Below are 13701 nucleotides of genomic sequence, written 5' to 3'. Positions count from 1 at the left end.
TTTCACTCCCCTGCTCACCCGGCGCCGGATCATAAAACGGCGCGCGATACCGCCCTCATGGGCATCCAACCGATGCCGCAATCACGGCAAGCGGGCACAAAAAAGCCGGGATATCCCGGCTTTTTCCTGTCAGGCCAGCGCGGCTCAACCGACCTTGAAGGCCCCCTTCATCATGGCGAAGTGGCCGGGGAAGGAGCAGAAGAAGGTGAGATCCTTGCCCGCCAGCCCGTCGGTCTTGAAGGTGACGCTGGTGCTCTCGCCGCCCCCCACCAGCTTGGTGTGCGCCAGGATACGGGCGTCGTCCTTGGGCAGGTAGTCGTGATCGACGCCTGCGCTCATGCCCGCGGTGGCGACGGCCTGATAGTCGGCGGTGTTGGCCAGCACCCAGTTATGACCCATGTTGGCCACCGGCAGCTTGCCCGTGTGATTGAGGGTGACAGTCACCTCCTTGCAGGTAGCCGGCACGCTCATCTCTTTGAGGTTGTACTGCATGGCGTCATTGCCTTCGATGACCAGGGCGCACTCATCGGCCAGCGCCGGGGCAGCCAGGGAACTCAGCAGCAGCAGGGTTAACACCTTTTTCATCATCTTCTCCTTTGATTGGCGAGGAATGGCAACACCCTTGTCTGGCGAATCGCACGTCGACACGCAAAGATGCTGTCATGATCGATCTTCATTGTACCCAAATGTTACCGAAGGGCTGCCGCTTTTGCTCAAAGCTGCGGACTAGGTCACTCCCCGAGTCCATTGAACTGTGGAACAGATCGGCCGGCTTCACCCCAGCACGGCTTAATTATTTTCACCCGGACCCGGCCCCCGGGGCTCGTCAATGGCGGCGCCCTTGGCTAAGCTGCTCCCCCGTCGATGACTCCCGCGAGAATGCAAGATGAAGATCCTCTCCCTGGCCCCCCGCAGCCTGCTGCTCTCCCTGATGCTGCTGTTGACCGCCTGTCAGCCGGCGCCGACCCAGACCCGCATTCAGGGCAACACCATGGGCACCTACTATGCGGTGACCCTGAGCGACCCCTTCCCCGGCGGCCAGGCCGCGCTGCAGGGGGAGGTCGATGCCCTGCTGGCGCGCATCAACCAGGAGATCTCCACCTATGATCCTGGCTCCCTCATCTCCCGTTTCAATCAGGATGCGGGCAAGGCCCCCATGCCCATACCGGCCAGCATGGCCAGGATAGTGCAGCAGGGCATGGATGCGGGGCGCCTCACCCAGGGCAAGCTGGACGTCACCGTGGGCCCCCTGGTCAACCTGTGGGGCTTCGGGCCGGACAAGCGCCCGGTCAAGCGGCCTACCGCAGAGCAGATCGCCAAGGCGCGGGAGCGGGTCGGCATCGACAAGCTCAGCCTGACGCCGCAAGGGGACCATTTCCTGCTCGGCAAGGCCATCCCCGACCTCTATCTGGATCTCTCCACCCTGGGGGAAGGGGCGGCGTCCGATGACATCGCCGCGCTGCTGGAGCGCAAGGGGGTGCATAACTACCTCGTCGAGGTAGCGGGCGCCGTGCGCAGCAAGGGGCACAACGACAAGGGCAACCCCTGGCGGGTGGCCATCGTTGAGCCCTCGGACAGGCCGGGCGCCATCGAGGACGTGGTCACCCCGAACGGCATGGCCCTGAGCACCGCCGGCAGCTACCGCAACTATTACGAGCTCGATGGCCGGCGCTATTCCCACATCATAGATCCCGCCACCGGCGAGCCCGTCACCCACAAGCTGGTCTCCGCCAGCGTCATCACCCCCACCGCGCTCGAGGCCGACGCCCTCGACACCGCCCTCATGGTGATGGGGCCCGAGCAGGCGATGGCCTTTGCCACCGAGCACAAGCTGGCGGTCTATCTCATCGAGAAGACGGCCACGGGCTTTGCGGCGCGCCACACCCCTGAGTTTGCCCCCTACCTGGTGCGCAGCCAGCCATGAACGACGAGGCCCCGCAATGCGGGGCCTTTTCATGACGGCGCGCTATTCGATGGGGACGCGATGGGGCGCCGGGGTGGCCGCCTGCTTGGGTAGTTGCAACGTGAGGATGCCGTTCTCGAAGCGGGCGCTGACCTTATCCGGCGCCACCTCCACCGGCAGCTCGACGGTGCGCGACACGCTGCCATAGTAGCGTTCGCTGCGCAGGGATCTCTCCTCCTTGCTCTGGCTGTCGTGCTGGCGGATCTCCGCCTTCAGGGTCACCAGCTTGCCGTGCACGTCCACGTGGATGTCCTCCTTGGCCACCCCGGGCAGCTCGGCCTGCAGCAGGTAACCGCCGTCGCTCTCCCTCAGATCCAGCGTGATCCGGCTGGGCAGGGGATCCCCGTGCAGGGGCCGGATGTAGAAGCCGGAGGCCATGTCGTGGAACAGGTCATCAAACAGGCTGGTGCGGCTCGGTAGCAAACTCATTTGATTCCTCCTTGTGGTGCGGGTGATGTCTGCAGATCGCCGGGATCTGCCTCCCTTCAAGTCTAAAAACCGGGTCGAACCGCGCCACTGCCATCTCGCGTCCGGTTGACGAAGATCAAGGGCGCACCATGATTTTTTTGCGGACTGCCTCTTGCCCTGGCGGGAAAAACGGGGCCCCCTTCCCATGTTCAATTGCCTGTCTGCGGACTTTGGTGGCACACTTCTCCCACCAGCCCGCAGCGCCTCGATGCAAGACAGATGCAGACACCGGATCCCGCACCAGAGAAGAAAGCCCAGCCCAAACCCAGGCGCATCCTGCTGGTCAACGAGCAGCGATCCTTCCAGATGATGATGAAGGCGATGCTGATCAACATCGGCATCAGCCGCATCACCTACATCAATTCCGCCGACGAGGCGCGCCGCCGCTGCCAGAAGGAGAGCTTCGACATCTATCTGCTGGACTACGAGCTGGGAGCGGGCGAGAACGGTCGCCAGTTGCTGGAGAGCCTGCGGGACCAGCAGCTGATCCCGCCCCAGAGCGTGGTGATCATGGTCAGCAGCGACAGCTCTCGCGCCATGGTGCTGAGCGCGCTCGAGGCCGAGCCCGATGAGTACCTGATGAAGCCCTTCTCCCAGGAGCAGTTCTCGTTTCGCTTGAAGCGCGCCCTCGCCCGTCGCCAGTCCCTGGAGAGCGTCTTCATCGCCCTCACCCAGAACGATCTGCCGGCGCTGATCGAGGCCTGCGCCAGACAGGCCGATGCGGTGCCGCGCTTTGCCAACTTCTGCCGCTGCCTGCAGGCCGACACCCAGCTTAAGCTCGGCCAGGCCAAGGAGGCGCGCAGCCTGATGCGCCAGCTGCTGGCCGCCCAGGAGAACAGCTGGGCCAGATTGACCCTGGGCAAGGCCTGCTACCGTCTGGCACTCTTTGACGAGGCGGTGAGCCACCTGCAGGCGACGCTCAAGAACACCCCCCTGATGGTGGAGGCCCACCTCTGGCTGGCGGAGTCCCTGCTATCCCTTGGCAAGGAGGAGCTGGCCCAGCAGGAGCTGCGCCGGGCGGTGGACATCTCCCCCCAGTCGGTGCAGCTCTCCCGCCGGCTGGCAGAGGTGTGCCTGCAGCGCCACGACTACGGCCAGGCCAAGGATGTGCTGCTCGCCCTCATCGACCTGTCGCGCAACTCCATCCACCGCACCCCCCACTACCTGGGGGCCTACATCCAGACCCTGACCCTCTACGCCCTCAACAGCAACGACGGCTATCACATCGCCAACCTGCAAAAGCAGGTGAACTCGGCCCTGTCGCGCATTCGGGATTCCCTGATGATGTCGGAGTTCAACTACCCGGTGTTCGAGCAGATCTGTCAGGCCAGGGTGCGCATCGCCCTGGGGGAGCTGCTCAAGGGCAAGAAGATGCTCTATCGCGCCAACCAGAACTGGCTCGACAAGCCCGAGAGCATGCCCCCCGCCCTGCTCGGCGAGACCATACTCGCCCTCTACCAGCTCGGGGAGTTCGAGTACGCCGAGAGCCTGCAATCCCTGCTGGCGGAGGATGAAGACCGGCTGCTCACCACCTGCATCCAGGTGACCCGCGACGACAAGACGGTGCAGGAGCGCCGTCAGCGCTACCAGCAGCTCAACGATCTCGGCATCAAGGCCTACCAGAGCGGGGAGCTGGAGCAGGCCCTCGGCCATTTCCGCGAGGCCCTGCGCCGGGCTCCCGCCAATACCGGCGCCGCCCTCAACAAGATCCAGGTGCTGCTGCAACTGATGCAGAAGAACCGCAAGAGCCCGGAATTTGGCGCCGAGTGCAAGGAGACCCTGGAGGTGCTGGAAGGCATCCCCCTCAATCCCGCCCAGCAGGATCGCTTTCGCAAGCTGCGCCAGGAATTTAACCAGCTAGCCTAGCCAGCGGCGCCGCTCCCTCACCTATGCTGATACAGACTCAGACAAGGAGGGGCGACAGCATGGGGATGTGCCGATACCTGGTGGCAGATGGCCGCCACTGCAGCGAAGAGGCGGGGGATCACGACCTGTGCCACTGGCACGACCCCCACGCCTCCCACTCGTCACCGGACACGGCCGCGGCGCTGGAGCGCTATGTGCGCCAGGGGGGCCTGTGTCACGGTCTGCAACTGGCCCGCGCCGATCTCGCCGGTCTCAACCTGGTGAACAGAGAGGGGCCACAGGGGTTCCTGCTGGAGCAGTGCAACCTCTATCGCGCCAACCTGAGAGGCGCCCACCTCTACGGCATTCGCATCAAGGGCGGCAGCCTGATGAAGGCCGACCTCAGCGAGGCCAACCTGCACTGCGCCGAGCTGCACGACGTCAACCTGCTCGGCATCCGCTGGAAGAACACCCGCCTCGACAACCTGGACACCGGCAGGCGCCTGATGCAGGACAGGAAGGGACGACGCGAGCGGGACCCGGTGCAGGCCCGCGTCTGGTTCAAGGAGGCGGAGGAGACCTATCGGGATCTGCGCAAGGCCTCGGAGGCCCAGGGGATCTTCACCATGTCAGGCCGCTACATCCAGCAGGAGCTCACCATGCGCCGCCTGCAGATGCCGTTCTGGTCCTATCACCGCTTCGCCTCCTGGATAGTGGATCTCTTCTGCGGCTACGGCGAGGCCCCCATGCGGGTGGTGCTCTTCTCCCTGCTGCTCATCTTCATCTGCAGCATCTTCTACTTCTTCTGCGGTCTCAACTTCGCGGGCAACCACCTCATCTACCGCCCGGAGGCGACCCTCGAAGAGAACGCCATCTTCCTGCTCGAATGCCTCTACTACAGCGTGGTGACCTTCACCACCCTGGGCTATGGCGACTTCACTCCGGTCGGCCTGTCGCGGATCTTCGCCGCCTTCGAGGCCTTCACCGGCAGCTTCACGCTGGCGCTGTTCGTGGTGGTGTTCGTCAAGAAGATGACCCGCTAAAACCTCTCCACGATCTTGCTGCGAGGCCGCTTCCAGGGCTCATATGCTGATCGCTGATGTGTCACCAGGGGCTCTCATGCATACATATACACTCAGGTTCCTGCGCTTCACCTTGCCGGCGACCTCTCGCGACAGATAGTGAACAGGTTCCGATGCAAGTTCAGGAGCGGCGCCGGGCGTCCCCCGGAACTTGCATCCAGACCGGATTCCTAGTCCAATAGCGACTAATAAAAACGACATGAGCACCCCGAACATGAAGATCATCTCTTTCAATATCAATGGCCTGCGCGCCCGTCTTCATCAGTTGCAAGCCATCATCGACAAGCACCAGCCGGATGTGATCGGCCTGCAGGAGATCAAGGTGCACGACGAGGCCTTCCCGGTGGCGGACGTGGAGGCCATGGGCTACCACGTGGTGTTCCACGGCCAGAAGGGTCACTACGGGGTCGCCATCATGAGCAAGCAGGCCCCCATCGAGGTGCAGAAGGGGTTCCCCACCGATCCCGAGGATGCCCAGCGCCGCATGATCATGGCCAGCTTCAAGCGGGAAGACGGCTCCGTCATCAAGGTGATGAACGGCTACTTCCCGCAAGGGGAGAGCCAGGATCACGAGACCAAGTTCCCGGCCAAGCAGAAGTTCTACGAGGACCTGCAGCACTACCTCGAGACCCACCACACCCCGGACGACCAGATAGCGCTGATCGGGGATATGAACATCTCCCCCACGGATCTCGACATCGGCATCGGCGAGGCGAACCGCAAGCGCTGGCTGCGGGATGGCAAGTGCTCCTTCCTGCCCATCGAGCGGGAGTGGATGGAGCGCCTCAAGGGGTTCGGCCTGACCGACACTTTCCGCGCCGCCAACCCCACCGAGTGCGAGCGCTTCTCCTGGTTCGACTACCGCTCCAGGGGCTTTGACGAGAACCGCGGCCTGCGCATCGACCTCATCATGGCGTCCGATGCCCTCAAGGACAAGGTGACCGAGACCGGCATCGACTACGAGCTGCGCGGCATCGAAAAACCCTCGGATCACGCCCCCATCTGGACCTGCTTCGCCTGATGATCGCCCGCCAGTGAGGGTACCAGGCCCCCACTGGCACTTGCTTGCTCCTTGCTGCCTACCCTTTCACCTTCCCTGTCACAGGCTGTCGCGCCCCTCCTCTCCTCCCGCCGTCAGGACCCGGGCCAACAGCTCAGGTTCAACTTTGTCACTCTATTATTAAAAAACCCTTGTATTGCAAAACGTTAAATGTGCAAACATGTCATTAACAGCCCCCATTGATATCCAAGTTGCACACAACCATAGTGGCTCAACCGGCAGGAGTGTGAAGATGAAGGTTTCAGGCGCCAGGAAAGAAGCATTCAAACGCGGTTTTATGGCCCTGGTACTCGCCAGTGCGCTCACGGGTTGTGGCGACGACAAAAGCGCCCAGGCCCAGACACTGCCCCCGGTCCCCGTGGTGGTGGCCACCGTCACCCCTGCCGATGTGCCCCTCACCACCGAAGTGGTCGGCGAGACCGCCGGCTTTCGCGAGATCGATGTGCGCTCCCGGGTCGGCGGCATCCTGCTCAAGCGCACCTATGTGGAGGGCCGGCCGGTCACCGAGGGACAAGAGCTGTTCCTGATCGATCCCGCCCCCTATCAGGCGGCGCTGGAGCAGGCGCAAGGCAGCCTGGCCCAGGAGCAGGCCCGCCTCAACAAGGCCAGGGCAGACAAGGATCGCACCATTCCCCTCTATCGTCGCCAGGTGGTGAGTCGCAAGGACTATGACGACACCATAGCGAACTACGAGGCAACGCTGGCCTCCCTGCAAGCCGCCCAGGCCAAGGTGAAGGAGGCAGCGCTCAACCTCGGTTACACCAGGGTCACGGCCCCCATAGACGGCATGGCGAGCAAGAGTTCACAGTCCGAGGGCAGCCTCATCACCACCAGCGGCGACAGTGGCCTGCTCACTACCATCACCCAGTTCGATCCCCTCTATGTGAACTTCTCCTACTCGGAGCAGGATCGCCTCACCTTCGAGAACTCCCTCAAGAGCGGCAAGCTGCAAGCCCTGGACAGCACTAACTGGCGTACCCATATCCGCCTCGCAGATGGCTCCGTCTATCCCGATGCGGGCAAGATCAACTTCTCGGATAACAGGGTCGATCCCCAGACAGGCACCATTCGTGCCCGCGCCATCTTCGACAACAAGCAAGGCAAGTTGCTGCCCGGCCAGTTCGTGCGCATGACCATAGAACTCGGGGTGCGCAAGAATGCCATCCTGATCCCCGAGCGCGCCATACAACAAGCCCAGGCCGATCGCATGGTGATGGTGGTCGGTGCCGACAACAAGGTTGAGCCTCGTCTGGTCAAGCTCGGCCAGAGTGTCGAGGGCGGCGTCCTGGTCGAAAGCGGCCTCAAGGCGGGAGAACGCTATGTGACCGAAGGCCTGATGAAGGCGCGTCCCGGCGCCACCGTCAAGCCCGTCAGTCCGGAACAGATGAAGGCGATCAGCGCCGAGGTCATCAGTCGCAGCGGCGCTCAGTAAGGAGTTTCTATGTTTTCCAAGTTCTTCATCGAGCGCCCCATCTTCGCCAGCGTGATCTCCATCATCATAGTGCTGGCCGGGCTGGCGGCGATGCGCTCCCTCTCCATCGAGCAGTATCCCCAGATCACCCCACCCGTGGTCTCGGTCACCACCTACTACCCGGGGGCGACCCCGGAAGTGATCGCCAAAACGGTCGCCGCGCCTCTGGAGCAGCAGATCAACGGGGTGGAGGACATGATCTACATGCAGTCCTCCTCCGCCTCCAATGGCCAGATGAACCTCAACGTCTACTTCAAGATAGGGACGGACCCGGATCAGGCCACCATCAACGTCAACAACCGGGTCTCCGCCGCCATGGCGCAGATGCCCGATGACGTCAAACAACAGGGGCTCACGGTACGCAAGAAGTCGACCTCCATCCTCCAGGTCGTCACCCTGGCCTCGCCCAAGGGAACCTTCGATACCACCTACCTCTCCAACTACGCTCTGCTCAACATCATCGATGAGCTCAAGCGCATCCCAGGGGTCGGCGACATCACCTTGTTCGGTGGCACCGACTATGCCATGCGTATCTGGCTGCGGCCGGACCGGCTGGCTCAGCTCGAGCTCACCCCGAGCGACGTGATAGGCGCCATCCGCGAGCAGAACACCCAGTTCGCGGCCGGCAAGATAGGCGCCCAGCCCACCACGGCGCCCATCGACTTCACCTACACGGTGCAGACCAAGGGCCGGCTCGAGGACGTGACCGAGTTCCAGAACATCATCGTCCGCTCCATGCCGGATGGATCCAAGATCCGTCTGCGGGATGTGGCCAGGGTCGAACTCGGCGGCAAGGACTACGATGTGACCGCCAGCCTCAATGGCAAGCCGGCGGTGGGGATCTTCACCTACCTGCAGCCGGGGGCCAATGCCGTCGCTGTGGCCAACCAGGTCCATGAGACCATGGAGCGCCTCAAGGCCCGCTTCCCCCAGGATGTGGATTACCGCATCCCTTACGACACCACAGAGTTCGTGAAGATCTCCATCGAGGAGGTGGTGCACACCCTGTTCGAGGCGATCGTGCTGGTGTTTATCGTGGTCTATCTGTTCCTGCAGAACCTGCGTGCCACCCTGATCCCCTGTATTGCTGTGCCGGTGTCGCTCATCGGCACCTTCGCCGGCATGCTGGTACTGGGCTTCTCCATCAACCTGCTGACCCTGTTCGGCATGGTGCTCGCCATCGGGATAGTGGTGGATGACGCCATAGTGGTGCTGGAGAACGTCGAGCGGATCATGCGCGAGAAGAAGTGCTCCCCCAAGGAGGCGGCCATTCTCGCCATGCAGGAGGTCTCAGGCCCTGTGGTGGCCATAGTGCTGGTGCTCTGCGCCGTCTTCCTGCCGGTCGCTTTCATGGGCGGCATGACGGGGGTGATGTACAAGCAGTTCGCCATCACCATCGCCGTCTCGGTCGCCATCTCGGGTCTGATCGCCCTGACCCTGTCGCCGGCCCTGTGCGCCATCTTGCTCAAAGAGGGCAATCATGAACCCGCCCGCTTCTTCGTCTGGTTCAACCGGATGTTCGACAGCCTCACCGCCCGCTACGTACGCGGGGTGGCCTTCCTCAACCGCCGGGTCGGGGTGGCGTTCACCATCATCGCGGTGATCCTGGTCTCCATCTACGGCCTGCTGATGAAGGTGCCGGGGGAGCTGGTGCCCAACGAAGATCAGGGTTACCTGCTCTCCGCCGTCATGCTGCCGGATGCCGCCTCCCTGACTCGCACCCAGGCGGTGGCCAATCAGTACGACCAGATCGCCATGGCCAACCCTCATGTGCAGGACGTGGTGACCTTCTCCGGCTTTGACATTTTGTCGAGCTCCATCGTCAGCAACCGGGGGGTGAGCTTCCTCCCCCTGAAGTCCTGGGGCGAGCGCGAGGGTGAGGGTCAGGACTCCTTCTCCCTGGCCAAGACACTGCAGGGGCTCAGCGCCATGGGGCAGTCCGATGGTTTCGCCGCCTCCTTCAACCCGCCCCCGATCCAGGGCATGTCCACCACTGGCGGACTGGAGGCCTATCTGCAGAACCGCGGCAGCGGCGATGCGAAGTCCTTCGCCGCCGAGATCGACAGCCTGCTGGAGGCGGCCAAGCAACGCCCCGAACTGGCCAGCGTCACCAGCACCTATCGCGCCAATGTGCCCCAGGTCTTCCTGGATCTCGACCGCGAGAAGGCCAAGGCGCTGGGGCTGCCCATCAACGCCGTGTTCGACACCATGCAGGCCACCTTCGGCCAGGTCTATGTCAATGACTTCAACCAGTTCGGCCGCACCTACCGGGTGCAGTTGCAGTCCGAGGCGGACTACCGCGCTAGGAAGAGCGACATTCGCAACGTCTATGTGCGCTCCAACAAGGGGGATATGATCCCCCTCAGCAGCCTGGTGACGGTGCGTGACACCACGGGTCCCGAGCTGGTGGAGCGTTTCAATATCTTCCAGGCGGCCAAGATCATGGCCCAACCCGCACCGGGCTACAGTTCGGGCCAGGCCATAACCGCACTGGAGGAGGTTGCCAACGACACCCTGGGCAATGAGGCCACCCTGGCCTGGACCGGCTCCGCCTATCAGGAGAAAGAGGCCGCAGGCAGCGCCGGCACCGCGTTCGGTTTCGGCATCCTGATGGTGTTCCTCATCCTGGCGGCCCAGTATGAGCGCTGGACACTGCCGTTTGCGGTGATCACCGCCGTGCCCTTCGCCCTGTTCGGCGCCCTGCTCGCCACCTGGACTGTGGGGCTGACCAACAACGTCTACTTCCAGATAGGGCTGGTGACCCTCGTCGGCCTTGCCGCCAAGAACGCCATCCTCATAGTGGAGTTCGCCGTGATGAAGCACGAGGAGGGAATGAGCCTCCTCGAGTCGGCATTGGAGGCGGCGCGGCTGCGTTTTCGTCCCATCGCCATGACGTCGCTCGCCTTCATCCTCGGCTGTGTGCCACTGGTGACCTCGAGCGGCGCCGGTGCCGCCAGCCGCCATGCCCTCGGCTGGCCTGTGATAGGCGGCATGTTGGCGGCGACCTTTATCGCCATCTTCTTCATCCCGCTCTTCTTCCGCCTCATCATGAAGCGATCGGAGTCGCGAGCCCAGCCCCCCAAACCCTGAGCCTGAGCCCCCGCCACGCGGGGGCTTCTTCGTCTGCCAATCCGGCATTTCTTAATCCATATCAACTCTTTGGCAGATGGGACAGGCCGAACCTTGACCTTCTCCTGTAGGTAAGGTTTACATTCATCCCATACGTCACAGGAAAGATGCACCATGTTGTCATCGAGATTGCCCACAGAACTCATCGCCCGGCTGTTGCTGGCGTTGTTGCTCGTCTGCAATCTCACCCTCTGCATCAGCTGGCATGGCGCGGCGGCGAGGGAGGAGGCGACATCCTCCTCCCTCGCCATGACCGGGGCCGCCACCATGCCTGCGGCCATGCAGGGGCTCTCCTGCCACGACGGCAGTGATGGCTACGCTGCCGCCGACCCCAATCAGGACGAGTGCCAGATGCACGGCGGCCTCACCTCGCCCATGGGGGCCGGGCTGCCGCTGCTGGCCGCCCTGCTGACCCTGCTCGCCCTGCCCCTGTTGCTGCTGCCCCTCGGGACGGTTGGCAACGTTCTGGACAACTGGTTGCGGGATCCCTTCCTGCGATCCCGCGGTACCCACCCACCCTCCTGGCCGCGCCGACACCTGATGCTGTCGGTGCTGCGCCACTAGAAAGCGCTTCTCTCGCGGCGGCGGCAAGCCTCGGCTTGCCCGTTTTCTGCCGCCTTGCCTGACCCTGTGCCCTGGCCAAACCGGCCCGCTCGCAGGGAGCCGTGCGCGCTAACACAGCTGCGCCCCGTTTGCCGCCCGTGATGCCTTGCCCATCACCCACTCGGCGGCCTGACAGAAGAGAAGAGATACCATGTCATCCACCCCAGTTACCCGGTCTGCCAGCGCGCGGCCGTGCCAACCGCCCCTTCGTCTCCCGCGCGCCGGAGGCTTGTCATGAACAAGACACTGTTGATGTCCGCCCTGCTGCTGGCCCTCGGCGCCGGTGGCGGCTACTGGGTCGCCAGCCACCTGCCTGGTGATGGCGCCAGCGCCGAGAAGACGCCGCTCTACTGGGTCAACCCCATGGATCCCCGCGACAAGCGCGATGGCCCCGCCAAGGACAACATGGGGATGGACTTCATTCCCGTCTATGAGGAGCAAAAAAGCGGCTCCCCCGGCACCGTCACCATCAGCCCCGAGATCCAGCAGAACCTGGGGGTGCGGCTCGCCAAAGTCGAAAAGCTGCCCATCCACCAGCAGATCGAGACGGTGGGCTACGTCGGCTATGACGAAGACAGGCTGGAGGCGGTCAACGCCCGCATGGCAGGCTGGATCCGCACCCTCGCCATCAAGAGCGAGGGGCAGCAGGTGAGTAAGGGGAGCCTGATTTACGAGCTCTACGCCCCGGATCTCGTCAACGCCCAGCACGAGTACCTGCTCGCCCTCAACACCGCCAACCCGCTGCTGCTGCGCGCCGCCGAGGGCAAGCTCAAGTCCCTGCAAGTGCCGGCTGATCAGATAGCGGCCCTCAAGCGCACCCGCCAGGTGCAGGAGACGGTGCGCATCTATGCCCCGAGCAGCGGTTATGTCTCCGAGTTGAAAGTGCGCGAGGGCCAGTATGTGGAGCCCGCCGCGGCACTGTTCAACATCAGCACCCTCAAGCAGGTGTGGGTGAGCGCCGAGGTGTTCGAGCGCCAGGCGGCCCAGCTGAAAGTGGGCGATCCGGTCACCATGACCCTGGACTATGCCCCCGGCCGCCACTGGCAGGGCCGGGTCGATTACCTCTACCCGACCCTGGATGCCGCCACCCGCACTCTCAAGGTACGGCTGCGCTTCGCCAACCCGGACGAGTTCCTGAAACCCAATATGTTCGCCAAGGTGAGCATTCGCACCGGGCAGGGGGAACCCCGGCTGGTGGTGCCGAGCGAAGCGGTGATCCGCACCGGCAGCCAGGACAGGCTGGTGCTGGCGCTGGGGGATGGCAGCTTCAAGTCGGTCGCCGTCACCCTGGGCCCCCAGTTTGGCGACAAGGTGGCCATCAGGGAGGGAGTTGAAGCGGGGGACAGCATCGTCAGCTCGGCCCAGTTCCTGCTCGACTCGGAATCGGCCATCGATTCTGACTTCCAGCGCATGACGGCGGTGCGCCCGGCCCAGGTGTGGACCCAGGGCGAGGTTGAAAGCATCGATCTGGCCAACCGTACCCTGATGGTCTCCCACCAACCCATCCCCGAGTGGCAGTGGCCCGCCATGGAGATGGAGTTCACCGTGGCGGACGGGGTGGACATCAGCAAGCTGGCCGAGGGGCAGACTCTCCATCTGCAGGTGTTGCAGGAGGGGGATGAGTACCGCATCACCAGCATCCATCAGGAGAGTGCTCCGGCCAGCGCTGATGCGCCGGCAAAGGATGAGATGGAAGGCATGGACCATAGCCAGCATCAGATGGCGATGCCCGAGATGGAGAAGAAGTCATGACCCCCTCCATCATTCGCGGCTTTGCCAACAACCGCTCTTCACTTTCTGCGCCCCATGAGAAAGGAGTCCAATCATGATTCCTGCCATCATTCGCTGGTCCGTCGGCAACCGCTTTCTGGTGCTGCTGTTGACCGTCATGCTCACCGCCTGGGGGCTCTGGTCGGTGAAGCAGACCCCGGTGGACGCCCTGCCGGATCTCTCCGACGTCCAGGTGATCATCAAGACATCCTATCCGGGCCAAGCGCCCCAGGTGGTGGAGGATCAGGTCACCTACCCGCTCACCACCGCCATGCTGGCGGTGCCGGGGGCCACCACAGTGCGCGGCTAC

General features: G+C 63.5%; 10 protein-coding genes and 1 pseudogene. 9 read left to right on the top strand and 2 right to left on the bottom strand.

Annotated elements, in window-relative coordinates; all coding sequences use genetic code 11:
* Window positions 1-144 precede the first annotated feature (144 nt).
* Window positions 145-585, bottom strand: a complete 441-nt coding sequence (gene azu, locus ACWPWQ_RS15255) for an azurin (protein ID WP_408804145.1) — start codon at window positions 583-585, stop codon at window positions 145-147.
* Window positions 586-886: 301 nt separating this feature from the next.
* Here azu and ACWPWQ_RS15250 point away from each other — a divergent pair, with 301 nt between their 5' ends.
* A complete protein-coding gene (locus ACWPWQ_RS15250) occupies window positions 887-1924 on the top strand; it encodes an FAD:protein FMN transferase (RefSeq protein ID WP_454010173.1) in 1038 nt (345 codons plus the stop codon).
* Between the two features lie 42 nt (window positions 1925-1966).
* On the opposite strand, the gene ACWPWQ_RS15245 is transcribed toward ACWPWQ_RS15250, so the two are convergent.
* A complete protein-coding gene (locus ACWPWQ_RS15245; protein ID WP_454010172.1) occupies window positions 1967-2392 on the bottom strand; it encodes an Hsp20/alpha crystallin family protein in 426 nt (141 codons plus the stop codon).
* Window positions 2393-2650: 258 nt separating this feature from the next.
* Here ACWPWQ_RS15245 and ACWPWQ_RS15240 point away from each other — a divergent pair, with 258 nt between their 5' ends.
* The 8 genes and pseudogenes from ACWPWQ_RS15240 to ACWPWQ_RS15205 all read left to right on the top strand — a co-directional run.
* A complete protein-coding gene (locus tag ACWPWQ_RS15240) occupies window positions 2651-4297 on the top strand; it encodes a response regulator (protein WP_454010171.1) in 1647 nt (548 codons plus the stop codon).
* A gap of 59 nt (window positions 4298-4356) precedes the next feature.
* Window positions 4357-5319 (top strand): ion channel, encoded by a 963-nt coding sequence (locus tag ACWPWQ_RS15235; RefSeq protein ID WP_139436368.1) that lies wholly within the window; start codon window positions 4357-4359, stop codon window positions 5317-5319.
* A 253-nt stretch (window positions 5320-5572) separates the two neighbouring features.
* On the top strand, window positions 5573-6379 hold the full coding sequence (gene xthA, locus ACWPWQ_RS15230; RefSeq protein ID WP_319913320.1) for an exodeoxyribonuclease III: 807 nt from the start codon (window positions 5573-5575) through the stop codon (window positions 6377-6379).
* 271 nt (window positions 6380-6650) lie between these two features.
* Window positions 6651-7850, top strand: coding sequence for an efflux RND transporter periplasmic adaptor subunit (locus tag ACWPWQ_RS15225; protein ID WP_454010170.1), 1200 nt, complete (start codon window positions 6651-6653; stop codon window positions 7848-7850).
* Window positions 7851-7859: 9 nt separating this feature from the next.
* On the top strand, window positions 7860-10979 hold the full coding sequence (locus ACWPWQ_RS15220) for an efflux RND transporter permease subunit (protein WP_454010169.1): 3120 nt from the start codon (window positions 7860-7862) through the stop codon (window positions 10977-10979).
* Between the two features lie 153 nt (window positions 10980-11132).
* Window positions 11133-11582: a hypothetical protein gene (locus tag ACWPWQ_RS15215; RefSeq protein WP_202046741.1), complete on the top strand. Its 450-nt coding sequence runs from the start codon at window positions 11133-11135 to the stop codon at window positions 11580-11582.
* 273 nt (window positions 11583-11855) lie between these two features.
* Window positions 11856-13373: an efflux RND transporter periplasmic adaptor subunit gene (locus tag ACWPWQ_RS15210; RefSeq protein WP_342059886.1), complete on the top strand. Its 1518-nt coding sequence runs from the start codon at window positions 11856-11858 to the stop codon at window positions 13371-13373.
* A gap of 73 nt (window positions 13374-13446) precedes the next feature.
* Window positions 13447-13701: pseudogene (locus tag ACWPWQ_RS15205) on the top strand (efflux RND transporter permease subunit); the annotation flags it as partial.

This window comes from Aeromonas sp. Marseille-Q7275 (genome assembly GCF_965119515.1).
The sequence above is the reverse complement of the archived record's forward strand: the minus strand, read 5'-3'. Positions and strand labels throughout refer to the sequence as shown.